The 24,514-nt window shown below is 68.4% G+C and carries 27 protein-coding genes; 9 read left to right on the forward strand and 18 right to left on the reverse strand.

From position 1 onward, the window contains the following. Positions 1-68 precede the first annotated feature (68 nt). On the forward strand, positions 69-1,583 hold the full coding sequence (locus N177_RS11595; RefSeq protein ID WP_023432523.1) for an inorganic phosphate transporter: 1,515 nt from the start codon (positions 69-71) through the stop codon (positions 1,581-1,583). Between the two features lie 16 nt (positions 1,584-1,599). Here N177_RS11595 and N177_RS11600 read toward each other — a convergent pair whose 3' ends face one another. The 5 genes from N177_RS11600 to N177_RS11620 form a co-directional block, all read right to left on the reverse strand. Further along, positions 1,600-2,127 (reverse strand): NUDIX hydrolase, encoded by a 528-nt coding sequence (locus N177_RS11600; protein WP_023432524.1) that lies wholly within the window; start codon positions 2,125-2,127, stop codon positions 1,600-1,602. A gap of 115 nt (positions 2,128-2,242) precedes the next feature. Next, positions 2,243-2,506 carry a cell division topological specificity factor MinE gene (gene minE, locus N177_RS11605; protein ID WP_023432525.1) on the reverse strand — a complete coding sequence of 88 codons (264 nt, stop codon included), beginning with the start codon at positions 2,504-2,506 and terminating at the stop codon, positions 2,243-2,245. Next, complete coding sequence (gene minD, locus N177_RS11610; protein WP_023432526.1) at positions 2,503-3,318, reverse strand: septum site-determining protein MinD; 816 nt, start codon at positions 3,316-3,318, stop codon at positions 2,503-2,505. Before minD ends, minE begins: the two co-directional genes overlap by 4 nt. Positions 3,319-3,342: 24 nt before the next feature. Continuing rightward, positions 3,343-4,098: a septum site-determining protein MinC gene (gene minC / locus N177_RS11615; protein WP_040485662.1), complete on the reverse strand. Its 756-nt coding sequence runs from the start codon at positions 4,096-4,098 to the stop codon at positions 3,343-3,345. A 129-nt stretch (positions 4,099-4,227) separates the two neighbouring features. Next, entirely contained in the window at positions 4,228-4,677 is a 450-nt protein-coding gene (locus tag N177_RS11620; RefSeq protein WP_023432528.1) for a DUF2892 domain-containing protein, read from the reverse strand. A gap of 309 nt (positions 4,678-4,986) precedes the next feature. On the opposite strand from N177_RS11620, the gene ehuB reads away from it, so the two are divergent. The 5 genes from ehuB (at position 4,987) to N177_RS11645 (ending at position 9,090) form a co-directional block, all read left to right on the forward strand. Beyond that, positions 4,987-5,856, forward strand: coding sequence for an ectoine/hydroxyectoine ABC transporter substrate-binding protein EhuB (ehuB, locus tag N177_RS11625; protein WP_023432529.1), 870 nt, complete (start codon positions 4,987-4,989; stop codon positions 5,854-5,856). A gap of 61 nt (positions 5,857-5,917) precedes the next feature. Beyond that, positions 5,918-6,637 (forward strand): ectoine/hydroxyectoine ABC transporter permease subunit EhuC, encoded by a 720-nt coding sequence (ehuC, locus tag N177_RS11630; protein WP_023432530.1) that lies wholly within the window; start codon positions 5,918-5,920, stop codon positions 6,635-6,637. Next, the gene (gene ehuD, locus N177_RS11635; RefSeq protein WP_023432531.1) at positions 6,637-7,296 is read left to right on the forward strand and encodes an ectoine/hydroxyectoine ABC transporter permease subunit EhuD; all 660 of its coding nucleotides are present in this window, start codon (positions 6,637-6,639) and stop codon (positions 7,294-7,296) included. The genes ehuC and ehuD overlap by 1 nt, the downstream gene beginning before the upstream one ends. 4 nt (positions 7,297-7,300) lie before the next feature. Next, positions 7,301-8,101: an ectoine/hydroxyectoine ABC transporter ATP-binding protein EhuA gene (gene ehuA / locus N177_RS11640; RefSeq protein WP_023432532.1), complete on the forward strand. Its 801-nt coding sequence runs from the start codon at positions 7,301-7,303 to the stop codon at positions 8,099-8,101. Then, complete coding sequence (locus N177_RS11645; protein WP_023432533.1) at positions 8,101-9,090, forward strand: cyclodeaminase; 990 nt, start codon at positions 8,101-8,103, stop codon at positions 9,088-9,090. Before ehuA ends, N177_RS11645 begins: the two co-directional genes overlap by 1 nt. A 1-nt stretch (position 9,091) precedes the next feature. Here the strand turns inward: N177_RS11645 and N177_RS11650 are convergent, their stop codons facing one another. The 5 genes from N177_RS11650 to N177_RS11670 all read right to left on the reverse strand — a co-directional run bounded on the left by N177_RS11650 (position 9,092) and on the right by N177_RS11670 (position 13,718). Further along, positions 9,092-10,048, reverse strand: coding sequence for a branched-chain amino acid ABC transporter permease (locus N177_RS11650; RefSeq protein ID WP_023432534.1), 957 nt, complete (start codon positions 10,046-10,048; stop codon positions 9,092-9,094). Then, positions 10,045-10,935, reverse strand: a complete 891-nt coding sequence (locus N177_RS11655; RefSeq protein ID WP_023432535.1) for a branched-chain amino acid ABC transporter permease — start codon at positions 10,933-10,935, stop codon at positions 10,045-10,047. The genes N177_RS11650 and N177_RS11655 overlap by 4 nt, the downstream gene beginning before the upstream one ends. A gap of 74 nt (positions 10,936-11,009) precedes the next feature. Beyond that, positions 11,010-12,209, reverse strand: coding sequence for an ABC transporter substrate-binding protein (locus N177_RS11660; protein ID WP_200863396.1), 1,200 nt, complete (start codon positions 12,207-12,209; stop codon positions 11,010-11,012). A gap of 50 nt (positions 12,210-12,259) precedes the next feature. Beyond that, positions 12,260-12,973 (reverse strand): ABC transporter ATP-binding protein, encoded by a 714-nt coding sequence (locus N177_RS11665; protein WP_023432537.1) that lies wholly within the window; start codon positions 12,971-12,973, stop codon positions 12,260-12,262. Continuing rightward, a complete protein-coding gene (locus tag N177_RS11670) occupies positions 12,966-13,718 on the reverse strand; it encodes an ABC transporter ATP-binding protein (RefSeq protein WP_023432538.1) in 753 nt (250 codons plus the stop codon). Before N177_RS11670 ends, N177_RS11665 begins: the two co-directional genes overlap by 8 nt. 202 nt (positions 13,719-13,920) lie before the next feature. Between N177_RS11670 and N177_RS11675 the strand changes: the two genes are divergently transcribed. Next, the gene (locus N177_RS11675; protein WP_023432539.1) at positions 13,921-14,892 is read left to right on the forward strand and encodes an SDR family oxidoreductase; all 972 of its coding nucleotides are present in this window, start codon (positions 13,921-13,923) and stop codon (positions 14,890-14,892) included. A gap of 46 nt (positions 14,893-14,938) precedes the next feature. After that, a complete protein-coding gene (locus tag N177_RS11680; protein ID WP_023432540.1) occupies positions 14,939-15,316 on the forward strand; it encodes a YbaN family protein in 378 nt (125 codons plus the stop codon). Here the strand turns inward: N177_RS11680 and N177_RS11685 are convergent. The 8 genes from N177_RS11685 to N177_RS11720 form a co-directional block, all read right to left on the reverse strand. After that, entirely contained in the window at positions 15,310-15,495 is a 186-nt protein-coding gene (locus N177_RS11685) for a hypothetical protein (protein ID WP_023432541.1), read from the reverse strand. The genes N177_RS11680 and N177_RS11685 overlap by 7 nt on opposite strands. 10 nt (positions 15,496-15,505) lie before the next feature. Next, complete coding sequence (locus tag N177_RS11690) at positions 15,506-16,723, reverse strand: formate dehydrogenase subunit gamma (protein ID WP_023432542.1); 1,218 nt, start codon at positions 16,721-16,723, stop codon at positions 15,506-15,508. Between the two features lie 14 nt (positions 16,724-16,737). Then, a complete protein-coding gene (fdh3B, locus tag N177_RS11695) occupies positions 16,738-17,337 on the reverse strand; it encodes a formate dehydrogenase FDH3 subunit beta (protein ID WP_023432543.1) in 600 nt (199 codons plus the stop codon). 14 nt (positions 17,338-17,351) lie between these two features. After that, positions 17,352-20,528: a formate dehydrogenase subunit alpha gene (locus N177_RS11700; protein WP_023432544.1), complete on the reverse strand. Its 3,177-nt coding sequence runs from the start codon at positions 20,526-20,528 to the stop codon at positions 17,352-17,354. A gap of 42 nt (positions 20,529-20,570) precedes the next feature. Beyond that, the gene (locus N177_RS11705; RefSeq protein ID WP_023432545.1) at positions 20,571-20,759 is read right to left on the reverse strand and encodes a twin-arginine translocation signal domain-containing protein; all 189 of its coding nucleotides are present in this window, start codon (positions 20,757-20,759) and stop codon (positions 20,571-20,573) included. Between the two features lie 67 nt (positions 20,760-20,826). Continuing rightward, a complete protein-coding gene (locus N177_RS11710) occupies positions 20,827-21,687 on the reverse strand; it encodes a formate/nitrite transporter family protein (RefSeq protein ID WP_023432546.1) in 861 nt (286 codons plus the stop codon). A gap of 104 nt (positions 21,688-21,791) precedes the next feature. Further along, entirely contained in the window at positions 21,792-21,998 is a 207-nt protein-coding gene (locus tag N177_RS11715) for a hypothetical protein (RefSeq protein ID WP_023432547.1), read from the reverse strand. Between the two features lie 80 nt (positions 21,999-22,078). Beyond that, entirely contained in the window at positions 22,079-23,089 is a 1,011-nt protein-coding gene (locus N177_RS11720) for an NAD-dependent epimerase/dehydratase family protein (protein ID WP_023432548.1), read from the reverse strand. Between the two features lie 198 nt (positions 23,090-23,287). Here N177_RS11720 and N177_RS11725 point away from each other — a divergent pair, with 198 nt between their 5' ends. After that, positions 23,288-24,364 (forward strand): AI-2E family transporter, encoded by a 1,077-nt coding sequence (locus N177_RS11725; RefSeq protein ID WP_023432549.1) that lies wholly within the window; start codon positions 23,288-23,290, stop codon positions 24,362-24,364. The last annotated feature ends 150 nt before the right edge of the window (positions 24,365-24,514 follow it).

Here is a 24,514-nt window from a genome sequence, read left to right on the forward strand (position 1 = left end):
CGCGCGGCCTTTCCGCCCGCCCCGACCGCGATAGCTTCCGCACCCGAGCGAGGAAGGACCACGAGACCGTGCCCAAGCACGCCGTCGACAAGGAGCTGAAAAAGCTCGCGCGCCTGGACGAGGCCAGCAGCGGCCTCACCCGCGCCATCGCGCCCCCCGGGCTGGCCATCGTCTTCCTCGCCGCCGTGGCCGTGTTCGCGGCCACCTTCGTCGCGTCGGGCCCTCTCGGTCTCTACGTGGTCGTGGCCGCCTTCATCGCGGGCTACATGGCCCTCTATGTCGGCGCGAACGACGTCGCCAACAACATGGGACCGGCCGTCGGCGGGCGCACGCTCACCCTGATGCAGGCCCTGATCATCGCGGCGATCTTCGAGGCGGCGGGCGCGCTGATCGCGGGGGGAGACGTCGTCGGGACCATCTCCAAGGACATCGTCCGCCCCGCGCCGACGATGGAGACCACCCGCTTCATCATCGTGATGATGGCGGGCTTCCTCGCCGCCGCCATGTGGATCCACCTCGCGACCTATCTCGGCGCCCCCGTGTCGACGACCCATTCCGTGGTCGGCGGCGTCCTCGGCTCGGCGGTCGCGGCCTCGGGCCTCGACGTCGTCAACTGGCCGACGATGGGCGCGATCGCGGCGAGCTGGATCATCTCCCCCGTCATGGGCGGCGTCATCGCGGCCGCCCTGCTCTGGGCGCTCAAGAGGACGGTCCTTCTGCGCGAGGACGACCGGGTCCGTGCCGGGCGCCGCTACGTGCCGGCGATGGTGGGGCTGATGGCCGGCGTCTTCACGAGCTACCTCATGCTGAAGGGGCTCTCGCATGTGTGGGCGCCGCCGACATGGCTCGTGCTCGCAGCGGGGCTTCTCGCCTTCCTCGCGGGATGGATCGTCGCCCGGCCATGGATACGCCAGCAGTCCGTCGGCATGCCGGACGAGCGCAAGGCGGTCGCGAACCTCTTCGCCCTGCCACTCATCATATCCACGGCCTTCCTGTCCTTCGCCCATGGCGCGAACGACGTGGCGAACGCGGTCGGGCCGCTGGCGGCCATCGTCTCCGCCGCGGGCAGCGGCATGGCCGCTCCGCAGGACGTCCCCCTGCCCCTCTGGGTCCTGATGATCGGCGCCGTCGGCATCTCCACGGGACTCGCCCTGTTCGGCCCCAGGGTGATCCGCACGGTCGGCCAGAGCATCACCCGGATGAACGCGAGCCGTGCCTTCTGCGTCGCCCTCTCCGCGGCCGTCACGGTGCTCGTGGCCTCGGCGCTCGGCCTGCCGGTGTCGTCGACCCACGTCGCGGTCGGCGGCGTGTTCGGCGTCGGCTTCCTTCGCGAGAGGCTGATGAACAAGGGAATCCCGAACCCCGCCGTCCAGCCCCGCACGAGGTTCCTGAAGGTCGCCACCCTCAACGAGACGCCGGAGCAGGCGGTCGCCCGAATGCAGAAGCGGCAGAAGCGTTATCTCGTGCGGCGGCGCTACGCGCTGGCGATCGGGGCGGCATGGGTCGTGACCGTGCCGGCATCCGCCCTTCTGGCGGCGACGCTCTACGGCGTCCTGAGCCTGGCGACCGTGGGTTCGCTGTGAGAGCGGAGTTCGACGCTCAGTCGTGGAGATCCGCGGCCGACAGCGTGTCGGGCGGCTGGACATGCCCGCGCTCGCGGCGATCGAGCTGCCCGAGAAGGTCTTTCAACCGGCGTTCGCTGATCAGCCGCCGCGCCTCCTGAAGCGTCGCCCAGTGGCGCCGGCGCTGCGACTGCTCCTGCCAGTCGTCGAGCTGACGGATGACGCGTAGCGGATACATGTCGACTTCGATCGCCTGGCGCCTGATGCCGCGGATCTTCCAGGTCCGGAACGAGCCGATGGCGCTGACGTCGACGTCGCCTTCGACGCCGGCCTCCTCCAAGGCCTCGCGGGCCGCCGACTGCGCCGCCGTCAGGGATGAGCCGATGCCACCCTTCGGGAAGATCCAGCGTCCGCTCCGCCTCGATGTGACGAGCAGGAACACGGGGATGCCGTCGACGACGGTATAGGGGATGGCGCCGCTCTGGCGTTCGGAGATCCGCGTCCTCTCGGCCGGCGCGGCCCGAAGCGCCCATCTGAAGCGGCCGAGAAGTCCGACGTCCGTCACGGGTCCTCTCCTTCACAGATTCCGCTTCAAGGCCGACCTCGCGCGGTTGCCGCGCGAGGTCTGGATATGGGATTCTCCGACGCAGCCGCAACCGCGCAGGAGCCGTTCCGGTTCCTCAGGCCGCCTTGGCGCTCGGCAGGCCGGAGATCTCGATCTCGAGCTCAAGCGTCGAGATCGGGCTGCCGCGATCCATCTTGATCTGCACCTTCTCCGGATCGACGGAGACGTGCTTGGCGATGACCGCGAGAACCTCTTCGCGCAGCTGGTTGATCAGCTCGGCGTTGCCCGTGCCCGAGCGCTCGTGCGCGAGAAGGATCTGCAGCCGGTCGCGCGCGACGGGCGCGCTCGAGCGGCGCATCAGGAAGTCGAGGATCTTCATGCCGCAGCCCTCCGCCCGAAGAACTTCAGGAAGCCGAAGCGGCTGGTCGGCGCCGTCAGCGGCAGGTCCGCGCCCTCGAGGCGCTTCGCGGCGGTGATGTAGGCCATGCCGGCGGCGCTCTGCGGGTTCGAGACGGTCACGGGCGAGCCGACATTCGAGGCCTTGAGGACGTCCTCGCTCTCCGGCACGACGCCGAGCAGCGGGATCGACAGGATGTCGAGCACGTCCTCGACCTTCAGCATCTCGCCCCTGCTGGCGCGGCGCGTGTCGTAGCGGGTGAGAAGGAGGTGCTTCTCGATGTCGCCGCCCGTCTCGGCCTTGAGCGTCTTGGAGTCGAGCAGGCCGATGATCCGGTCGGAGTCGCGGACGGAGGAGATCTCCGGGTTCGTCACGACGAGGGCGACGTCGGCATGGCGCATCGCGAGGGTCGCGCCGCGCTCGATGCCGGCGGGGCTGTCGCAGACGATCCAGTCGAAGCTCTTCTTCAGCTCCTCGATGACGCCGTTCACGCCGTCCTCGGTGAGCGCGTCCTTGTCGCGGGTCTGGGAGGCGGGAAGGAGCGAGAGCGTCTCGATCCTCTTGTCCTTGATCAGGGCCTGCGAGAGCTTCGCGTCGCCGTTGATCACGTCGATCAGGTCGAAGACCACGCGACGCTCGGCGCCCATGATCAGGTCCAGGTTGCGCAGGCCCACGTCGAAGTCGACGACGGCGACCTTCTTGCCCTCGCCGGCGAGCGCCGCACTGAGAGCGGCCGCCGTGGTGGTCTTGCCGACCCCGCCCTTGCCCGATGTGACGACCAGTACCTTAGACATCTCTGCGCGTCCTCCGCGGTTCGATCAGTTGAGAGTGGTGAAGCGGATGGACACCCCGTCCAGCCGCGCCTGCACGCGCTTGCTGCGCAGCAGGGGGTCCATGGTCTCCGCCGTCATGAAGACGGCGCCGATGGCGACGAACTCCGCCTCGAGCCGGCCGGCGAAGATGCGGGCGTTCTCGTCGTCGGAGGCGCCGGCGCAGACCCGGCCGCGCAGCGCGCCGTAGACATGGACGGAGCCGCCGGCGACGACCTCCGCACCGGAGGACACGGCACCGGTGACGATGACGTCGCCGTCCGGATTGACGATGCTCTGTCCGGAGCGGACAGGGCCGTCGATGATGAGGGTCTTGCCGCCGGAAGCCAGATCCTCCGTCGAGGGCGCGGCCTCGTCGCCGGGCTTCTCCTCGCCGGCGGCGGACGCCTCGGCCGTCAGGGCGGCGGCCGCGGTGATCTCGCGCATGCCGGCCTGGCGGGCCTGGCTGATGATCGGCGGCATGCCCATCGGGAGCCACGCCGATTCCACCCCGTCTATGCCCATCACGCGGATGCCGCGCTGGCTGAGCCTGGAGAGGAGATCGAGCAGCGTCTCGCGATCGACCGTGTGGTTCGACAGGTCGAGCAGGACGGGACGGCCGGCGAAGAAGTCGGGAGCGCCCTTCAGCCAGTGGTCGAGGCCGACGAGCCAGTCCGTCAGCTCGCCGTCCGGCTGCAGAACGAAGGCGAGCAGCGAGCGCGCCTTCATCTTCAGGGCATTGCGTGGGTTAACGGGTGCGTTCACGGCATATTCACCAAGTTCGGGTCGCGAACTCGATTTCGCGCCCTTATGGTTAACTGCCGGTTAATGCCCCGAGATTTCCGGTTACGCCGAAGAAGCTTTCCACAACGGGCGAGGTCGCCCGAAGGTCTGTCAGTGTCGAACGGCGCGGAACGCTTCGGCCGCCGCACGTCGCGGGTCGGCCGAGCGGGGGGCGACGGCCTCGAAATCTCCTCGCAACGCCTTGAGCGCCGCGCGTTCCGCCTCGATCTCGCGCTTCGTGCGGATGCCCATCCGGCGCAGGACCGGGAGCGGCGGGCACCAGCCTTGCACCGCATGCTGTAGGAGGAAAGCCGTCACCGCGGCGGGCAGGACGAGCCATCTTCTGTCATGAACCGCACCGAGCACGGTGCCGGTGAAGGCGAGCGTCGCGGCGTTCGCCTCAAGAACGCGCTCCACGTCCCACTCCTCGTCGAGCTCCCGCAGGCGGCGGGGAATCTCGTGCGGGTGGCGGGCTTGGTGGTGGATGCTCGCCTCGGTCTCGTTCTCGATCTCGTGGTTGATGGAACCCGCCGTGTGGCGGGCGACGCGACCGTCTCTCATGGTCGGGGTCTCCGGGTGCAGTTGTCGTGAGAGAACGCGGGCCGGGCCGCCCCGGTTCTTCCGGAGGCGCGTCCCCGACATCTGCTGCAGCCGCTAACTTTTTTGGCAGGGTTCCCACCGGCGTGAAGCCTCTGCTACCGTTTTGAGGTCCAACAGCCGTCGGAAACCTGCCGCGCACCCCGCGCGCGCACGTCCCGCGGCACAGGGGCGGCGGGGGCCTGAACAGCTTCTTCGAGACGATCTGTAGCCGACGCGACTGCAGCGGGAGGCCTTCCGCCTGCTCGAACGACCAGAGGAGAGGAGCAAACGATGAAGCGGACCATCCTGAAGGGACTGGGGCTCGCGGCCGTGGTGGCCGTCGTCGGAGCGGCAGCGAATGTCGGATCCATAGGTCCGGCCGCGGCGCAGTCGACCCTCGAGAAGGCGCGCGAGCAGGGCTACATCCGCGTCGGCTTCGCGAACGAAGCCCCCTACGGCTACGCGACGCCCTCGGGTGAGTTGACGGGCGAGGCGCCCGAGGTCGCGAAGGCCGTGCTGGAGAAGATCGGGATCGGCGAGGTCGACGGCGTCCTGACCGAGTTCGGCTCGCTCATCCCGGGCCTGAAGGCCGGCCGTTTCGACATCATCGCAGCCGGCATGTTCATCACGCCGCAGCGCTGCGAGCAGGTGCAGTTCTCCGAGCCTTCATACGGCATCGGCCAGGCCTTCCTCGTCGCGGAAGGCAACCCGAAGGGCATCGAGACCTACCAGACGATCGCCGACAACGCCGACCTGAAGCTCGCCGTGATGGCCGGCGCGGTCGAGGCGGGTTACGCGCGGAACGCCGGCGTGTCGGACGGCCAGCTCGTGATCCTGCCCGACCAGGCGAGCCTCGCGAGCGCCGTGAAGGCCGGGCGCGCCGACGCCGCGGCCCTGACCGCCCTGTCGATCAAGCAGATGGCCGAGCGGAACGAGGGCGTCGAATCGACCGCGCCCTTCGCCGAGGTCGCCGGAGAATCGGTCATGGGGCATGGCGGCTTCGCCTTCCGGCCGGAAGACACCGAGCTCTACGAGGCCTTCAACGAGGAGTTGAAGAACTTCGTGGGGTCGGAGGAGCATATCGAGCTCGTCACCCCCTTCGGCTTCGGCGAGGGCTTCCTGCCGACGATGACGACCGAGGAGCTCTGCTCCGCGGGCTGAGACGGCGCGAGGCGCGCCGCCCTGGCGCGCCTCTCATCACGAAAGGCTGGACCATGAGCCGATGAGAGCGCTCGTCGTCTGCGGCATCGTCTGCTTCGCGGCAGGCCTCGCAGTGGCGGGGCTGCCGGGCCTGCGCGATTTCCTGCCGCAGCTGCTCGCCGGCGCCGTCGTCACGATCGAGATCACGATCGGGGGCTGCGCCGTGGCGGTCGCGGCGGCGCTCGTCGCGGCGATGGCGAAGATGTACGGCCCGGCGCCGCTGCGCTGGCTCGCGGTCGCCTATATCGAGCTCTTCCGCGGCACGTCCGCCCTCGTCCAACTGTTCTGGCTGTTCTACGTGCTGCCCCATTTCGGGGTGCTGCTCGAGCCGATGACCGTCGGCATCGTCGCGCTCGGCCTCAATGTCGGGGCCTACGGCGCCGAGGTCGTCCGGGGCGCCGTGAATGCGGTGCCGCGCGGGCAGTGGGAGGCGACGGTCGCGCTCAACATGACGCGCGCGCAGGCGCTGCGGCGGGTGATCCTGCCGCAGGCCTTCGTCGCGATGATCCCGCCCTGGGGCAACCTCTTCATCGAGCTTCTCAAGGCGACGGCGCTCGTCTCGCTCATCACGATCTCCGACCTCGCCTTCCGGGCGCAGCAGCTCAACCAGATCACGTTCGAGACGGTGAAGATCTTCACGATCGTGCTCCTGATCTACCTCGCGATCTCCTCCGTCATCACCGTCGGGATGCGCGCGCTCGAGGAGCGCGCCGCCCGCGGCATCGGACGCGGGAGGGCGTGATGTTCTGGGACTGGAACTACGCGATCGAGATCCTGCCCATCCTCGCCCGCGCGTCGATCGTGACGATCCAGGCGACGCTGCTCGGCTTCGTGCTGGCGGCCGTGCTGGGGCTCGTCTTCGCGGTCCTGCGCATGTCGCGCGCCCGCTGGGTGAGTCTGCCGGTCGCGGCCCTCGTCGAGTTCGTGCGGTCGACGCCGCTCCTGATCCAGATCTTCTTCATCTTCTTCGTGCTGCCGGAGTTCGGCATCACGATCGGCGCGCTGACGGCCGGCATACTGGCGCTCGGCCTGCACTACGCGACCTATTGCTCCGAAGTGTACCGGGCCGGCCTCGAGAACATCCCCCGCGGCCAGTGGGAGGCGTCGCTCGCGCTCAACCTGAGCCCGTACCACACCTTCCGCGACATCATCATCCCGCAGGCCATCCCGCCGATCGTCCCGGCGCTCGGCAACTATCTCGTCGCCCTCTTCAAGGAGACGCCCCTGCTCTCCGCGATCGCGGTTCTCGAGCTCATGCAGACCGCGAAGATCCTGGGGTCCGAGAGCTTCCGCTACACCGAGCCGATCACGCTGGTCGGCCTGTTCTTCCTCGTCTTCAGCCTCGCAGCCGCCTGGCTCATCCGCCGGGTCGAGGCGCGGCTCAGCCTGTCGAAGGTCTGACGCGATGACCGAAAGCCCCGCTCCCGAGACGTCGCAGCCGATGGTCCGCTTCGAGCGGGTCACGAAGCGCTACGGCTCACTCGTCGTCCTCGACGAGCTCGACCTCGACATCGCGCGCAACGAGAAGGTCGCGATCATCGGACCGTCCGGATCCGGCAAGACGACCGTCTTGCGCATGCTGATGACGCTCGAGAAGATCGACGGCGGCGTGATCCACGTCGACGGCGAGCCGCTGACCCATATGGAGAGGAACGGCCAGCTCGTCCGCGCGAACGAAAGCCATCTCAGGCGGATGCGCGGCAAGATCGGCATGGTCTTCCAGCACTTCAACCTGTTCCCCCACATGACCTCGCTCGGCAACTGCATCGAGGCGCCGATGCGGGTCCTCGGCCTGTCGCGGCGGGAGGCGGAGGACAGGGCGCGCGAGCTTCTGGAGATGGTGGGCCTCAGGGACAAGATGGGCCACTACCCCTCCCAGATGTCCGGCGGCCAGCAGCAGCGCGTGGCGATCGCCCGCGCCCTCGCGATGCGGCCGAAGGTGATGCTGTTCGACGAGGTGACCTCGGCGCTCGACCCCGAGCTCGTCGGCGAGGTCCTGAACGTGATCCGCCGGCTCGGCGAGGAGCACGACCTCACCATGCTGATGGTCACCCACCAGATGGGCTTCGCCCGCGAGTTCGCCGACCGCGTCTGCTTCTTCTACGAGGGCAAGATCGCCGAGCAGGGGGCTCCGGCGGAGCTGCTCGGCAACCCGAAGGAAGAGCGGACACGCCAGTTCCTGAGTGCCGTCCTGGAGGCCAGCTGATGCCCGAGATCACGATCCTCACCGAGCGCGAGCTGCGCGAGTGCGTCACGCTCGACCTCGAGGCCGTCGACATCGTGGAGGAGGCGTTCGCCGCCCTCGCCCGTGGCGGCGTCGTGATGCCGCCCGTCCTGTCGATGGCGATCGAGGCGGCGAATGGCGAGGTCGACGTGAAGACGGCCTACGTTCCGGGCCTCGACGGGTTCGCCGTGAAGGTGAGCCCCGGCTTCTTCGACAACCCCGGGCTCGGCCTGCCGAGCCTGTCGGGCCTCATGGTGGTGCTCGACGCCCGCACCGGCGTCGTGAAGGCCGTGCTCCTCGACAACGGCTACCTCACCGACATCCGCACGGCCGCGGCCGGCGCGGTCGCCGCCCGCCATCTCGCCCCGCGCGAGGTTCGCACGGCGGGGGTGATCGGGGCGGGCGTTCAGGCCGAGCTGCAGGCGCGTGCGCTGCGGCTCGTCCGGCCGTTCGAGGAGCTCGTCGTGTGGGCGCGCGACCGGGAGAAGGCGAAGCGCTTCGCCGACAGGATGGCCGGCGCCCTCGGCTGCCGCACATCGGTGGCCGACGACGCCGCGGAGTGCGTGCGGCGGGCGCAGGCGGTGGTGACGACGACACCGGCCCGCACAACCGTCCTCGAGGCGGACTGGCTGCACCCTGGGCTGCACGTCACCGCAATGGGCTCGGACGCGCCGGAGAAGAACGAGCTCGCGCCCGAGGTGCTGAAGGCGGCCGGACGGGTGGTCGTCGACCGGCTGCAGCAGTCGCTCGAGCGCGGCGAGCTGCGGTCGGCGAAGGCGGCCGGCCGCATGCCGGACGGGGCGATCGACGAGATCGGCGAGATCTGCGCGGGCCTGAAGCCCGGGCGCCGCTCCGAGGACGAGGTGACGATCTGCGACCTCACCGGCACGGGCGTCCAGGACACCGCCATCGCCAACCGCGCGCTTCAGGCCGCGCGCGCCAGGGGCTTTGGCACGCCGATCGAGGCCTGACCTACTTCAGGCGCGCCAGGATCTCGCCGACGACGCCGCGCCGGAAGGTCAGGACGCAGATCACGAAGATCGTGCCCATGACGACCGTGACCCAGCTCCCCATCGTCGCGAGGTAGTTCTGCAGCGTTATGATGATGCCGGCGCCGACGACCGGGCCGAAGATCGTGCCCATGCCGCCGATCAGCGTCATCAGCACCACCTCGCCCGACATGTGCCAGTGCACGTCCGTGAGGGTCGCCGTCTGGAACACGATCGCCTTCGTCGCCCCCGCGAGCCCGGTCAGCGTCGCCGAGATCGTGAAGGCGAGCACCTTGAAGCGCGCGACGGGATAGCCGAGCGAGACCATCCGCGCCTCGTTCTCGCGGATGCCCTTCAGCGTCTGCCCGAACGGCGAGTGGATCGTTCGGTAGACCACCAGGAACCCCGCCAGGAAGATCGCGGCAACGAAATAGTACATGGCGAGCGAGTTGCGCAGGTCGACGAGCCCGAGGATCGTGCCGCGCGGAATGCCCTGGATGCCGTCCTCGCCATGGGTGAACGGCGCCTGCAGGCAGAAGAAATAGACCATCTGTGCGAGCGCCAGCGTGATCATCGCGAAGTAGATGCCCTTCTGCCGGATCGCGATCGCGCCGAAGACGAGCCCCATGATCCCCGCCACGACCGCGCCGCCGAAGATGCCGAGCACCGTCGTGACGCCCCAGACCTTCACCGCATGCCCTGCCACGTAGGCCCCCATGCCGAAGAAGGCGGCGTGGCCGAAGGAGAGGAGGCCGACATAGCCGAGCATCAGGTTGAAGGCGCAGGCGAAGAGCGCGAAGCACATGAGCTTCATCAGGAAGACGGGGTAGAGGCCGATCAGCGGCGCGACGATGATGATCGCGAGGCCGATCGCCGCGAGGATCCAGCTGGTGGCGCGCCGCCCTCCGCGCGAGCGCAGGTTCATCACGGCTTCGCTCATTCGCGTGGCCTCCCGAACAGGCCGTGCGGCCGGAGAATGAGAACGATCGCCATGATGACGAAGACGACGGTCGACGAGGCTTCCGGCCAGAACGTCCGGGTGAGCCCCTCGACGAGGCCGATGCCGAGCCCGGTCACGATCGAGCCGAGGATCGAGCCGAGACCGCCGATCACGACGATGGCGAAGACGACGATGATGAGGTTCTGCCCCATGATGGGGCTGACGGTGTAGACCGGCGCGGCGAGGATGCCGGCGAAGCCGGCCAGCGCCACCGCGAAGCCGTAGGTGAGCGTCATCATCAGCGGCACGTTGATGCCGAAGGCGCGGACGAGCTCCGGCCGCTCGACCGCCGCCCTCAGATAGGCGCCGAGCTGCGTGCGCTCGATCAGAAGCCACGTGCCGAAGCAGACGATCAGCGAGGCCACGATCACCCAGCCGCGATAGGCGGGCAGGAACATGAAGCCGAGATTGTAGCCCCCCTGCAGCGCCTGCGGCGGCGCGTAGGGCTGGCCCGAGACGCCGTAGTAGTTGATGAACAGGCCCTCGATGATCAGCGCGAGGCCGAAGGTCAGAAGCAGCCCGTAGAGGTGGTCGAGGTCGTAGAGGCGCGACAGCATCGTGCGCTCGATCACGATGCCGATCGCGCCGACCACGAGCGGCGCGAGGACGAGGGCCGGCCAGTAGCCGATGCCCAGATGCGTGAGCAGGAACCAGCCGACGAACGCCCCCATCATGTAGAGGGCGCCATGGGCGAAGTTGATGACGTTCAGCACGCCGAAGATCACGGCCAGGCCGAGGCTCAGGAGCGCGTAGAACGCGCCGTTGATGAGCCCGATCAGCAGCTGCCCGAACAGCAGGGGTGCCGGGATGCCGAGGATCGTCTGCATGCGCCGCTTTCCTCTCTACACGTGGCGGACGGCCCGGGACGAGAACGCCCCGGGCCTGGTGGGACCGAGCCCGGTCAGTTGGTGACGAGGCTGCAGGTGCTCTGCTCGAGCGGCTGGAAGGCCTCGGCCGCCGGGATCGTCGCCAGGATGTTGTAGTAGTCCCAGGGCTTCTCGGACTCCTCGGGGGTCTTCACCTGCACGAGATACATGTCGTGGATCATGCGGCCGTCGGCGCGGATCTCACCGTTCTCGGCGAAGAAGTCGTTGACCGGCACGGTCTTCATCTGGTCGACGACCGCCTTGCCGCCATCGTCGTCGATCTCCGCGGCCGCCTTCAGGTAGTGGGCGACGGCGGAGTAGACGCCGGCATGCACCATGGTCGGCATCTGGCCGTTCATGCGCTCGCCGAAGCGCTCGGAGAACTCGCGGCTCTCGTCGGTGCGATCCCAGTAGAAGCCGGTCGTCAGCGTCAGCCCCTGCGCGACGTCGAGCCCGAGGGCGTGCACGTCGGTGATGAAGCCCAGAAGCGCCGCGAGCTGCTGGCCGCCCTGGACGATGCCGAAGGAGTTCGCCTGCTTGATCGCGTTCGTCGTGTCGCCGCCGGCATTGGCGAGGCCGATGACCTTCGCGCCGGAGGACTGCGCCTGCAGCAGGAACGACGAGAAGTCGGTGGTGGACAGCGGGTGCCGCACCTGGCCCACGACCTGACCGCCATTCTCCTCGACGACCCGCTTCGTGTCCGCCTCGAGCTGATGGCCGAAGGCATAGTCGGCGGTCAGGAAGAACCAGCTGTCGCCGCCCTGCTCCACCACCGCCTTGCCGGTGCCGACGGAGAGCGCGTAGGTGTCGTAGGTCCAGTGCACGAAGGTCGGCGCGCACTGGTCGTTCGTCAGCGCCGTCGTGGCGGCGCCGCTGCTGATGAAGGCGGTGTCGGTGTCGGACGTCACCTGCTGCACCGCCAGCGCCACCGACGAGGTCGGCACGTCGATGATCAGGTCGACGCCGTCCTGGTCGATCCACTGCCGCGCGATCGACGAGCCGACATCGGGCTTGTTCTGGTGGTCGGCCGACAGGATCTCGACCTGGAGGTCACCGCCGAAATCCTCGACGGCCATGCGCGCGGCGACGACGGAGCCCTCGCCGGACAGGTCGGCGTAGAGGCCGGAGCGGTCGTTCAGCACGCCGATCTTGATGACGCCGTCGGAGATCTCGGCCTGCGCGGCACCGGTCGCGAGCCCCACCAGGGCCGTCGTCGCGAGTGCCAGTTTCGTCAGTCTCATGGTCTTCCTCCCTGTGGAACGGCCCTTCGGACCTGGTCGTGCTCTCAGACGCCGAGGAGCTTGTTGAGCTCCCCCATCCGCTGGTTGATGTCGTCCCGGCTGTAGCGATCGACGACGACGCCGTGCTCGATGACGTAGTGGCGGTCGGCCAGCCGGGCCGCGAAGTGGAAGTTCTGCTCGACGAGCAGGATCGTGAAGCCGAGGTCGCGCAGCCGCCGGACGCTCGCGCCGATCTGCTGCACGATCACGGGCGCGAGCCCTTCGGTCGGCTCGTCGAGAAGCAGGAGCTTGGCCCCGGTCCGGAGGATGCGGCCAATCGCCAGCATCTGCTGCTCTCCCCCCGACAGCCTCGTGCCGGAGGCGCCCGTGCGGCGCTCCTTGAGGTTCGGGAAGAGCTCGTAGATCTCCTCGACGGGCAGGCCGCCCGGCTGCACGACCGGCGGCAGCATCAGGTTCTCCTCGACCGTCAGGCTCGCGAAGATCCCCCGCTCCTCCGGGCAATAGGCGATGCCGCGCCGGGCGATCCTGTCGGGCGTCAGCGAGACGATCTCGTCGCCACGGTGCTTGATCGCCCCCGTGCGGCGCCCCACGAGCCCCATGATCGCCCGCAGGGTCGTCGTCTTGCCGGCGCCGTTGCGCCCGAGAAGGCTCACGACCTCCCCCTCACCCACGGCGAAGTTCACGCCGTGCAGGATGTGCGATTCGCCGTACCAGGCATGCAGGTCGCGGACCTCGAGAATCGCCGGCCGGTCACTCATCGCCCGTCCCCATGTAGGCCTGCCGCACCTCCTCGTTGCGCGACACCTCCTCGTAGGTGCCTTCCGCCAGGATCTGTCCGCGCTGCAGCACCGTGATCGTGTCCGAGAGGTCGGCCACCACCTCGAGATTGTGCTCGACCATCAGGACGGTGCGGTCCTTCGACACCTTCCGGATGAGCGCCGAGACGCGTGCGATGTCCTCGTGCCCCATGCCGGCCATCGGCTCGTCGAGGAGCATGACCTTCGGCTCGAGGGCGAGGGTCGTGGCGATCTCCAGCGCCCGCTTTCGCCCGTAGGGCAGCGACACCGCCGGGGTCTCCACGAACTCGCTCAGGCCCACCGCCTCCAGCAGGTCCCGGGCGCGCTCGTTGAGGCTCTCCAGGACATGCTCGGCCTTCCAGAAGCGGAACGACAGGCCGGTCGGGCGCTGCAACGCGAGGCGCACGTTCTCGAGCGCGGTCAGGTGCGGGAAGACGGCCGATATCTGGAAGGAGCGGACGAGCCCGTCCTGCGCCACGTCGTGCGGCGCAGCCTTCGTGATGTCCTTGCCGTCGTACCGAATGGTGCCGGCGGAGGGCTGGAGGAACTTCGTGATCAGGTTGAAGCAGGTCGTCTTGCCTGCGCCGTTCGGGCCGATGAGGGCATGGATCGTCCCCTCCCGAACCTTGAGGTGGACGTCCTTAACGGCAACGAAACCGGCGAATTGCTTCGTAAGACCTTCGGTCTCGAGTATGAAGCCGGTCATTTCCCCACCTTGTCGCCCTCTCGCAGACGTTATGGTTTTGCATAACAGGTATCTGCCTCGCGCATGATTGTCCACATCGCCGAAGGTCTGATGACGTTGCGACAGACCGCGGCACGCGCCGCTGCACGGGTGTCAGGAACCGACCGACAGCCCGGGTGTTGGGCTTCATCGCCCTCACTCGAGCGAAGGGAGGCCCGGAGACATGCGGAACGGACGGATGGACGACCAGGTCGTGGTGATCGTCGGAGCGTCGAGCGGGCTGGGCCGCGCCACCGCGCACGCATTTGCCCGCCGTGGCGCGACGCTGGTGCTCGCAGCACGCGGTGAGCGACCGCTGCAGGAGGTCGTCGGCGAGTGCCGAAGGCTCGGTGGCGAGGCATTCTCGGTGGTCGGCGACGCGACCGACATCCGCGACATGATCGGCCTGGCGCAGATCGCGGTCGACCTCTTCGGCGGGATCGACGTGTGGATCAACAATGCTGGAACCGGCGCCGTCGGCGACTTCCTCGACACGCCGATGCCGGCGCATGAGCAGGTCATCCGCACGAACCTCATGGGCCCGCTCAACGGCGCCTACGCCGCGATGCCGGTGTTCGAGCGGCAGGGTCACGGTGTCCTGATCAACGTGAACTCGGTCGGCGCGTGGTCGCCCACGCCCTACTCCGTCGCCTACGGCGCGAGCAAGGCGGGCCTGCGCGGCCTGACGCGTGCGCTGCGCGCCGAGTACTCCGACTGCCGCGACATCCATGTCTGCGCGATCTACCCGACCTTCCTCGACACGCCGGGTCTCCGTCACGGAGCGAACTACGCCGGCAAGAAGGTCAGTCTTCCACCCGGCGCCTGGGATGTGGAGACGATCGCCGAGCGCATCGTCCATCTCGCGCGACACCCGCGCGCGTCTCACCTGCCCGGCATCCTGTCGCGCCTCACGCGCCTTTCCGACATCGCAGCACCCCACCTGACGGAGACGATCTCCGGCTTCCTCCTCGGCAGTTACCTGAAGCACGCCGAGGAAGTTCCGGTCAGCGACGGCGTGCTCTTCGAGCCGGACGAAACCGTGACGGGCCCGCACGGCGACTGGCCCCGCAGCGCGCTGCCGATGGGTGCGGCGATCGGTATCGGCGCGCTGGGCCTGGCCGCGGCTGCCTTTATCGCAGCGAGGCGGCTACGATAACGGTGGCCGGCCGTGCCGGTCCGTCTCTTGCTGAGGACCTGAACGCTTGCGCCTGATCTGGCTCGGCCTCGGATGGCTGTCGGTGTCGCTCGGCGTGCTCGGGATCGCGCTGCCGCTTCTGCCGACGACGCCGTTCCTCCTCCTGGCCGCCTATTCCTTCGCCCGTTCCTCGCAGCGCTTCCACGACTGGCTCGTCGAGCATCCGCGGCTCGGGCCGCCCATCCGCGACTGGCGCGAGCACGGTGCGATCAGGCGTCGCGCCAAGGTCGCAGCCATGGTGGCCCTCGCCGCCGCCCTCGGCATCAGCCTCGCGGCGGGAATGGCCTGGTGGGTGATAGGCCTGCAGGCCGCCACCGCCGTCGGCGTCGTCACCTTCATTCTCACACGGCCGAGCGGCCCCCGCGAAGGGACCGAGCCTCAGTAGGCGGGCTCGGGGATCTCGGGCGGCCCCTGGTTGAGCCGGGGGTTGTCGTGCTGCTCGACGTGGATCGTGTCGCGCGAGGCATAGCGGTCCGCCGACGACACGGCGAACCTGTCGTAGCCCCACATCGTCAGCCCGGCGAGCAGCAGGGCCAGAACCGAGCCGGCGAGGAAACCCTTCATCAGCACCTCCTCATTCCGCCGGCTCCGGCGGCGCCTTGCCCTTGCGCACGAGCTTCTCGTACCAGATCAGATGGTGCTCGTGCGCCCAGTTGCGGTCGACCCGGCCGGACCACATCGCGTCGAACGCGCCCTCCATCCCGACCGTGCCGATATAGATGTGCCCGATGATCACCGCGATCATGGCCAGCGCGGCGCCGGCATGGATCGACTGGGCGAGTTGCATGCCGTCGTAGCCGAAGACGATGAAGGGGAACATCATGATGATCCCCGTGGCGATCAGCGTGAACCCGCCGATCACGACGAGCCAGAAGATGATCTTCTGCCCGGCGTTGAAGCGCGGCGCCGGCGGCGGCTCCACGTTGGGATTGACCATCCCGCCGCCCTTCTTGAGCCACTTGAGGTCGATCCCCGTGATGATGTTCTGCCATACCCACATCGCGAACATGAGGCTGATCCCGAGCGTGAACGGCACGAGGAGCGCCATGTGGAGCCACACCGAGCCCTGCGCGAGATCCCCGAACAGGGAGGGCCCCAGCCATGGCCGGATGATGTTCGTGCCGTAGAGGATCACGATGCCGGTCAGCGCGAGCAGCAGGAAGCTCACAGCCGTCATCCAGTGGTTCGCCCGCTCGATCAGGTTGAAGCGCTGCACGGTGCGGCCGCTGAAGCCCTCCTTGACCTCCACCCGTCCCCTGATGGCGAGGAAGAAGGCGAGAAGCGCCGTCACGCCGAAGACGAGGAAGCCGCCGCCATAGCTGATCAGGCCGTTGCGCGTGCTCCGCCAGTCCCGGCCCTGCGGCTGCTCGAAGACCTGCATCGCGCGGCCGGGAAGGGTCGAGGATCCGGCGTGGAAGGCAGGGTCCTGCAGCAGCGGGTCGTCCTCCTGCACCCGCGCGAGCCAGGCCTCGTAGGTCTCCCGTGGCGAAACCTCGAAGACCCGCGGCCCACCGTCCGGAAGGACCGCGAGCGGGGGCTCGTTCCGCCCGGCCTGCGGCGCGGGGGCGTCGGGCGACGGGCCGGTGTCGCCGCGCCAGTCCATCAGCCTGGCACGCTGGTCGAGCGCCTCCCGGCCACCAGTGCCCTGCACCGGATCATCGGCAGCCTGCCCGCCGATGACACCGTTCGTGGGAAGGACGCGGTGCTCCGGCCCGAGAGCCAGCACGGCGATCCAGGCGATGAGGGCGAGGCAGACGACGCCGACGAATGCCGCGATACCCCGTAGCATCATGGTCCCGCTCCTTCTCACTCGCCCATGAGCGGGCCGTAATAGGCCGTCGACCAGCCCCACGCCCCGCTGCCGTAGCCGCGCTTCACGACGCGCTCCTTGTAGATGTCCGCGACGATCGCTCCGTCACCTGCGAGAAGTGCGCGCGTCGAGCAGACTTCCGCGCAGAGGGGGAGCTTCCCCTCCGCGATCCGGTTGCGCCCGTATTTGAGGTACTCCTCTTCGGAGTTGTCCGCCTCGGGCCCGCCGGCGCAGAACGTGCACTTGTCCATGTCGCCGCGGGAGCCGAAATTCGTGGCCTTCGGAAACTGCGGCGCCCCGAAGGGACAGGCGTAGAAGCAGTAGCCGCAGCCGATGCAGAGGTCCTTGTCGTGCAGCACGATGCCGGTGTCGGTCTGGTAGATGCAGCTGACCGGGCAGACGGCGATGCACGGAGCGTCGGTGCAGTGCATGCAGGAGATCGCGATCGAGCGCTCCTCCGGATCCCCGTCGTTCAGCGTCACGACGCGCCGCCGCAGCATGCCCCAGGGCACCTGATGCTCGTTCTTGCAGACGGTCGAGCAGGCGTTGCACTCGATGCAGCGCTCGGCGTCGCAGAGAAACTTCATCCTCGCCATCGACTGGCTCCTCGTCAGGCTTTCTCGATCCGGCAGAGCGTCGCCTTCGATTCCTGCATGAAGGTCACGACGTCGTAGCCGTAGGTCGAAACGGTGTTGCAGGCCTCGCCGAGGACGTAGGGGACGGTGCCGGGCGGGTAACGGTCCGCGAGGTTCTTGCCCTGGTAGACGCCGCCGAAGTGGAACGGCATGAAGACGGTGCCGGGACCGACCCGCGGCGTCACGAGCGCGGCGACCCTGACGCGCGAGCCTTCGGGCGTCAGGACCCAGATGAACTCGCCGTTCGACACCCCCGCGGCGACCGCATCCTGCGGGTTCACCTCCGCGAACATCTGCTGCTGGAACTCGGCCAGCCACTTGTTCGACCGCGTCTCGTCGCCGCCGCCCTCGAACTCGACGAGACGGCCCGAGGTGAGCGACATCGGAAACTCGCCGGTGTAGTCGACCTGCTGGATCGACCAGTAGAGAACGGGAAGGCGATAGTCGCGGCGGTCGTCATAGGTGCGGTAGCGCTCCACGAGATCGCGGCGCGGCGTGTAGAGCGGCTCGCGGTGTACGGGAACGGGGTCGGGGAAGTTCCACACGACCGTGCGCGCCTTGCCGTTGCCGAACGGGGCGCAGCCATGGGCGATGGCGACCCGCTGGATGCCGCCCGACAGGTCGGTCTTCCAGTTCACCTTCATAAGCCGGTCGACGAAATCGCCCTCGAGCTCGTTCTCCGCCGAGCGCTCGCCGCCGCCGCCGAAATCGGCGGTGCCGGTGTCCTGCCCGCCTGAGCCCTGCTGATCCCGGCTGCCGCTGTCCTCCTCGTCCTCCCCGGACTCCTCCGGGTCGAAGCGCTCGTAGATCTCGGTCGCCGCCGCTGCCTTGCGCTGGCCCGACCGGCTCCGCGGGACCTGCTCGACGTCGCCGGACGGCCGACGGACCGACGCGAGGATCTCGTCCAGGCGTTCCTTCGCCGCAACCTCGGAGATGTCGAACATGTCGTGCTCGAACCTCTCCGCGGCGATTGCGGCGATGATCAGCTGCTCCCGCTCGGTTAGCTCTCGGTTCCAGCCGAGCTTGTAGAGCATCGCGTAGGTGAACTCGGGATAGCCGTCGGTCAGTTCGGAGCCCCTGGTGTAGCTGCCTTCGGCGAGCAGGTTCTGCCCTTCGTGCTCGACGCCCCAGCGCGCCCGGAACGGCAGCCCGCCTTCCGCCACCGGCAGGTCCGTGTTGTAGAGAATGTGGGTCCCCGGGTGCCCCATCTCGGGCCTGCCCCAGCTCGGCCACGGCAGGCCGTAGAACTCGCCTTCCACGGGGCCGACGCCACGGATCGTCGTGGTGTCGAACTTGTCCTGGTTGGCCATGTGGCGCTTCAGCCGCTCGGGGCTCTGGCCGGTATAGCCGATCGTCCACGTGCCGCGGTTGAACTCGCGGGTGATGTCCTCGGCCACCGGCTCGCCGTCCTCGATGCCGATGTGCTTGAAGAGCTCGTCGGCGAAGCCGAGCTTCCGCGCCAGCAGGTAGGCGATCTCGTAGTCGTTCTTCGCGTCGAAGATCGGATCGACGACCTTCTCACGCCACTGCACCGCGCGCTGCGAGTTCGTCACCGAGCCCGAGTACTCCATCGTCGTCGTCGCCGGCAGCAGGTAGACGCCGTCCGTGCGATCGTGCAGCACGGCCGTCAGGGTCGGGTGCGGGTCGATGACGACGAGCGTGTCGAGCGTGTTCAGGCCCTTCACGAGGTCGGGGTTGCGGGTCTGCGAGTTCGGCGCGTGGCCCCAGAAGATCATGCCGCGCACGGGGTTCGGCTGGTCGATGTTCTCCGCCGGCTCGAGCACGCCGTCGAACCAGCGCGAGACGGGCATCCCCTGCCCCTCCATCAGATCCTGGGAGGCGAAGCGGCCCTTCACCCACTCGTAGTCGAGGTCCCAGACGCGGCACCAGTGTCGCCACGCGTCCTCCGTCAGGCCGTAATAGGCAGGGAGCGAGTGGCACATGAGGCCGAGATCGGTCGCGCCCTGCACGTTGTCGTGGCCGCGGAAGATGTTGGCGCCGCCGCCGACCTTGCCGATGTTTCCGAGCGCGAGCTGGATGGTGGACGCGGCGCGGGTCTTGGAGTTGCCGATGTGGGACTGCGTGAGCCCCATGCACCAGATCAGCGTGCCTGGGCGGTTCTCGGAGATGATGCGCGCCACCCGCTCGACCTGCTCCGCCGCGATGCCGGTGATCTCTTCGACCACATCGGGCGGATAGTTCTGCACCTCGCGGCGCACCTCGTCGAAGCCGAAGACGCGCCGGCCGAGATACTCCTGGTCCTCCCAGCCGTTCTCGAGGATGTGGTGCAGCACGCCCCACATGAACGCGACGTCGGTGCCGGGCCGGATGCGGACATATTCGTGCGCGTGGCGGGCGGTGCGCGTGAAGCGCGGATCCACGACGATCAGCTTCGCGCCGTTCTCCTTGGCGCGCAGGAGATGCAGCATCGAGACCGGATGCGCCTCCGCCGGGTTGCCACCGAGGAGGAAGATCGACTTCGCGTTGTGGATGTCGTTGAACGAGTTCGTCATCGCGCCGTAGCCGTACATGTTGGCCACGCCGGAGACGGTCGTCGAATGACAGATGCGCGCCTGGTGATCGACGTTGTTCGTGCCCCAGAGCGCGGCGAACTTGCGGCAGAGATAGGCCATCTCGTTCGAGAACTTCGCAGAGCCGAGCCAGTAGACGGATTCGGGGCCCATCTCCTCCCGGATGCTGAGCAGGCGGTCGCCGATCTCCTCGATCGCCTCCTCCCAGCTCACGCGAACCCACTGCCCGCCGACCAGCTTCGTCGGGTATTTCAGCCGCCGCTCGCCGATCGCCTGCTCGCGGGCGGCCGCCCCCTTGGCGCAGTGGGTGCCCATGTTCACGGGACTCTCGAAGGCCGGCTCCTGCCCGATCCACACGCCGTTCTCGACCTCCGCCCAGAGCGAGCATCCGACGGCGCAGTAGGGGCAGACGGTCTTCTTCAGCTGCGGCGGCTCGGGCGCCTGCGCGTTCTGCGCCGACGCCCTGCGGGTCACCAGCGGGCCGCTCATCAGGCCCGCCGCCACCGCACTCACGCCGGAGTTTCGGAGGAACGTGCGACGGTCGAGCCCGTCGGCTTGCCCGAGCGGCAGGCTGGCGCTCAGTCTGCGCACGGAGGTGGTGGCGGACTTCTTCCTGAGCATCAGCGCTCCATCCTCTCGATCGGCAACGGGAGTGTCAGCGGTTCAGAAGCGGGCGAGGCGGTAGAAGGTCCTCACGTGCTCCGTCTCGCGGTAGTCGGCGGCGGCGGCGGCATCCCGTGCGTCCTCGGCCACCGCGTCGCCGGATGCGGCGATCACGGCGCCCGCGGCGGTGCCCAGCGTTGCGAGCTTCAGGAAATCGCGGCGCCCGCCGTCGGAGCGTTTCTCGGCCATGGCAATCATCCTCTCTGGTCGCCAACGGCTCACTTCCCGACGTCGTTCCCGTACAAGCGTCTGGAAATCAGATCTCTTCGGCGACCTGTCCGTATGAAATGACCGTGAACAGGGCCGTCCCGCCGATGATGTTCCCGATGAGCGCCGGGATGAGGAAGCCGAAGACCATCGCGAAGACGCCCATCTCGCCCTGAACAACGAGAAGAAACGCCTCGAAGCTCCCCGCGATGACGTGCGTGAACTCTCCGAGCGCGATGATGTAGGTGATCGTCACGATGACCAGGAACTCGGAGCTTCCCACCGCGGCGAGAAGCCAGACCATCGCCGCGACGAGGAATCCGGCCGTGACGCCCTTCAGCAGCATCTCCATCCAGCCCTTGTCCATGGCGTGCCGGGAGATGTCCATCATGTGGCCGAACGTCGCCTCGTCGAGGACGTGCGGCACCGAGTTGAAGAGCGCCGCGGCGAACGTGCCCACGAGGTTCGCGAGGAGCACGATCGACCACAGGCGGCCAACGCCGAGGAAGCGCTCTCTCGTGCGCGCCCTCACGAGCGGCAGGATCGCGGTGATCGTGTTCTCGGTGAAGAGCTGCTGGCGCCCCAGCACGACAATCAGGAATCCGACGCTGTAGCCGAGGCACTCGATCAGCGGGCGCCAATCGGCATCCGGCAGATGGCTTCGCAGCAGCGCCTGCGCGAGCACGGAGAAGCTCAGCGAGACGCCCGCCGCGGCGCCGGAGAAGAAGAGCGACTTCGCGGGCCGCCCCAGCTCCTCGCGCCCGCCACGGCGGATGATCTCGTAGATGACCGGCGCCCGCAGCCTCTGGCGGTGCCGGACCTCCTTCGCTTCGGTGCGGGTGATGTTCGTGTTGGTGCCGGCATCGCTCGCCGGCCCGTCGTCGTTCCTGCTGAAATCCTGCCCCGCCATGCCACCTCTCTAGCTGAAGACCGCGTGCCCTTGCGGGCCTGCGGCAAGCCTAACGGTCACGGCGGCTGCCGGTTCGGCCGGGAGTGCCGGGCGACGGACGCGCTTTACTGAGCGTCGCCGCCGGCCGGCGCGTCGCCGCCCCCGCTCGGCGCCTCGATCGACACGTCCACGTCGGGCCCGCCGCCGCCACCACCGCCGCCGCCGACGAGGCCGAAGCCGCCGAACCCGAAGAACATGAGGAGAACGACCACGAAGATGCCGCCGACGATGAAGGCGAGCATCGTGTTGCCGCCGCCGTTTCCGTCCGCCATGGGGGATACTCCTTCTTCCACATCAGGTGGCAGGCTGAACGCGAGGAGGAGCGTCCGGTTCCGCACGGGCGGATCGGGCGTCAGAGCCGGTGGCGGCGGAGATACCACTCGACGAAGGCGGGCACGCCCACCTCGATGGGCGTCGCGGGGCGATAGCCCGTCAGCGCCTTCAGGAGGCGATGATCCGCGAAGGTCTCTCGGACATCGCCCGGCTGCATCGGCAGGAGGTTCCGCAGCGCCGGCCGGCCGACGGCCTGCTCCACCGTATCCACGAAACGGAGAAGCTCGACCGGCTCGCCGCCTGCGATGTTGACGACGCGGTGGGGACCGACGGGGGAGAGACTGTCCGCCCCACCCTCGACTTCGACCGGCCTGCCGGCGGCCGGCACAACGTCGCAGAGCCGGACGATCGCCTCCACGAGATCGTCGACATAGGTGAAGTCGCGCTTCATGCGCCCCTCCCCGTAGACGTCGATCGGGCGGTCGGCGAGGATTGCCTCCACGAACCTGAAGAGCGCCATGTCCGGCCGTCCCCAGGGGCCGTAGACCGTGAAGAACCGGAAGCACGTCGTCGGCAGGTCGAACAGCTGCGCGTAGGCGTGCGACATGACCTCCATCGCGGTCTTCGTGGCGGCGTAGAGCGTAAGCGGGTGCGCGACCGCGTCCGTCTCGCGAAAGGGCATCGCCTCGTTCGCCCCGTAGACGGAGCTCGTCGAAGCCAGCAGGAGATGACGCGGCTTCACCTCGCGAGCCGCCTCGAGGACGTTGAAGGAGCCGGTGAGGTTCGCGTCCGCGTAGGCGCGGGGGTTCTCGATCGAATACCGCACGCCGGCCTGCGCCGCGAGGTGGACGATGATCTCCGGACCGACGCGCCGCGCCGTCTCGATCAGCCGGGGGTGGTCCTCGAGCATCGCCTCGACCATGTCGAAACGCTCGTGGCCCCCGAGGCTCCGCGCCCGGTCCCGCTTCAGTCCGACGTCATAGTAGGGCGTGAAGCCGTCGTAACCCGTCACGTCGTGCCCGTCGCGCAGCAGGCGCCGGCACAGGTGGAAGCCGATGAAGCCGGCCGCGCCGGTGACGAGGACACGCATGTTCTGCCGTTAGCTCCGCTGGATGGCCGTCGAGCAGGGGTTGAATGGGGCATGACGCACCGCGGCGCAAGTGGCGCGATCCGGCAGGGGTGCCAAAAGGGCGGATGCCGGACCAGAGGGACCCGTGACGGCGCTACGATCGTTGCGCGACACGCGAGCCGGCCCAACGACGGGCGAGGTCGCGGACAGGAGGCAATCGTGAGCACAGCCCGGCAGCGGCACGAGCCCGGGGGCATCGCCCGCACGGCTTTCGTCTGCGCATCGATAGGCGTCGGCGTCGCGGCGTTCGCGTATCTCGTGTGGCAGGCGTCGGTCGCGATACTGGTGATCTTCGGCGGCATCCTGCTCGCCACGTGCTTCGACGCCCTGGCACGCCTCCTCGGTCACGTGCTGCCGGTCCATCGCAAGTGGCGCGTCATCTCGGTCGTGATCCTGCTGGTGACGGTCGTCGCCGCCGCTCTCGCCTACGGTGCGCAGGCCATCATCGCGCAGATCAACGAATTGGCCTCCGTTCTCGAGGACCAGCTGCGCCAGCTCCAGGAGCAGCTGGTGGACCTGGGCCTGCTGAGCGAAGGCGAGAACGCCACGGGGATCGAGGGGCTCTTGCCCGACACGTCGTCGATCTTCGGGGGCGCGACGCAGGCGGTCCTCACCTTCTTCGGCGGGGCCGGCAACTTCATCCTGCTCCTGTTCCTGGGACTGTTCTTCGCGCTCGATCCGTATGTCTACAAGCGGGGGCTCGTGTCACTGTTTCCGCCGCGAAGCCGCCCGCGCGCCTCCGAGGTCCTGCACGACTCCGCCCATACCCTCAGGATGTGGCTCGTCGGCCAGGTGATCAGCATGGGCATCATCTTCGGCTTCAGTCTCGTCCTCCTACTCGCGGTCGGCATGCCCTTTGCCACCCTGCTGGCGGTGCAGGCCGGTGTCCTCGCCTTCATCCCGCTCATCGGGCCCGTCCTGGCCGGCATTCCCATCATACTCGCCGGCCTGTCCGAGAGCCCCCAGATGGCCCTCGTCGGGCTCGGCGTCTACCTGCTGATCCAGGCGCTCGAGAGCAACGTCATCCAGCCCGTCGTCCAGAGGCGCACGATCAGCCTGCCGCCGGCCTTCACCCTCAGCCTGCAGCTCGTCGCCGGCGTGCTGTTCGGCCTGCTGGGCGTCGCGCTCGCCGTCCCGCTCGGCGCGACGGTGATGCGGATCGTTCAGATCGCGTATGTCGAGGGCGTGCATGGGGGGCCGTGGAAGGGCGACACGCCCAAGGAAGCCGGTGACTGAACCTGCCGTTTCTCCCCGGCCGGCATAGAAAAGTGTCGCAGAGTGTCGCGAGGCGCCGGGACTGCGAAGCCTGCGACACTCGCGGATTCATTCGCCACATTAATCGACAATCTTGGAGCATATTACGCTCGACGGCTGCCTCGTCCCGAA

It is taken from the genome of Lutibaculum baratangense AMV1 (assembly GCF_000496075.1).
In the GTDB taxonomy this organism is placed as follows: domain Bacteria; phylum Pseudomonadota; class Alphaproteobacteria; order Rhizobiales; family Tepidamorphaceae; genus Lutibaculum; species Lutibaculum baratangense.

What these genes read in the sequence shown, in the direction of transcription:
- minE (WP_023432525.1), bottom strand. Translation starts at nt 2,506, where the DNA reads ATGAAGATCCTCGACTTCCTGATGCGCCGCTCGAGCGCGCCCGTCGCG.
- minD (WP_023432526.1), bottom strand. Translation starts at nt 3,318, where the DNA reads ATGTCTAAGGTACTGGTCGTCACATCGGGCAAGGGCGGGGTCGGCAAG.
- N177_RS11620 (WP_023432528.1), bottom strand. Translation starts at nt 4,677, where the DNA reads ATGAGAGACGGTCGCGTCGCCCGCCACACGGCGGGTTCCATCAACCAC.
- ehuB (WP_023432529.1), top strand. Translation starts at nt 4,987, where the DNA reads ATGAAGCGGACCATCCTGAAGGGACTGGGGCTCGCGGCCGTGGTGGCC.
- ehuC (WP_023432530.1), top strand. Translation starts at nt 5,918, where the DNA reads ATGAGAGCGCTCGTCGTCTGCGGCATCGTCTGCTTCGCGGCAGGCCTC.
- ehuD (WP_023432531.1), top strand. Translation starts at nt 6,637, where the DNA reads ATGTTCTGGGACTGGAACTACGCGATCGAGATCCTGCCCATCCTCGCC.
- ehuA (WP_023432532.1), top strand. Translation starts at nt 7,301, where the DNA reads ATGACCGAAAGCCCCGCTCCCGAGACGTCGCAGCCGATGGTCCGCTTC.
- N177_RS11645 (WP_023432533.1), top strand. Translation starts at nt 8,101, where the DNA reads ATGCCCGAGATCACGATCCTCACCGAGCGCGAGCTGCGCGAGTGCGTC.
- N177_RS11650 (WP_023432534.1), bottom strand. Translation starts at nt 10,048, where the DNA reads ATGAGCGAAGCCGTGATGAACCTGCGCTCGCGCGGAGGGCGGCGCGCC.
- N177_RS11655 (WP_023432535.1), bottom strand. Translation starts at nt 10,935, where the DNA reads ATGCAGACGATCCTCGGCATCCCGGCACCCCTGCTGTTCGGGCAGCTG.
- N177_RS11665 (WP_023432537.1), bottom strand. Translation starts at nt 12,973, where the DNA reads ATGAGTGACCGGCCGGCGATTCTCGAGGTCCGCGACCTGCATGCCTGG.
- N177_RS11670 (WP_023432538.1), bottom strand. Translation starts at nt 13,718, where the DNA reads ATGACCGGCTTCATACTCGAGACCGAAGGTCTTACGAAGCAATTCGCC.
- N177_RS11675 (WP_023432539.1), top strand. Translation starts at nt 13,921, where the DNA reads ATGCGGAACGGACGGATGGACGACCAGGTCGTGGTGATCGTCGGAGCG.
- N177_RS11685 (WP_023432541.1), bottom strand. Translation starts at nt 15,495, where the DNA reads ATGAAGGGTTTCCTCGCCGGCTCGGTTCTGGCCCTGCTGCTCGCCGGG.
- N177_RS11690 (WP_023432542.1), bottom strand. Translation starts at nt 16,723, where the DNA reads ATGATGCTACGGGGTATCGCGGCATTCGTCGGCGTCGTCTGCCTCGCC.
- fdh3B (WP_023432543.1), bottom strand. Translation starts at nt 17,337, where the DNA reads ATGGCGAGGATGAAGTTTCTCTGCGACGCCGAGCGCTGCATCGAGTGC.
- N177_RS11700 (WP_023432544.1), bottom strand. Translation starts at nt 20,528, where the DNA reads ATGCTCAGGAAGAAGTCCGCCACCACCTCCGTGCGCAGACTGAGCGCC.
- N177_RS11705 (WP_023432545.1), bottom strand. Translation starts at nt 20,759, where the DNA reads ATGGCCGAGAAACGCTCCGACGGCGGGCGCCGCGATTTCCTGAAGCTC.
- N177_RS11710 (WP_023432546.1), bottom strand. Translation starts at nt 21,687, where the DNA reads ATGGCGGGGCAGGATTTCAGCAGGAACGACGACGGGCCGGCGAGCGAT.
- N177_RS11715 (WP_023432547.1), bottom strand. Translation starts at nt 21,998, where the DNA reads ATGGCGGACGGAAACGGCGGCGGCAACACGATGCTCGCCTTCATCGTC.
- N177_RS11720 (WP_023432548.1), bottom strand. Translation starts at nt 23,089, where the DNA reads ATGCGTGTCCTCGTCACCGGCGCGGCCGGCTTCATCGGCTTCCACCTG.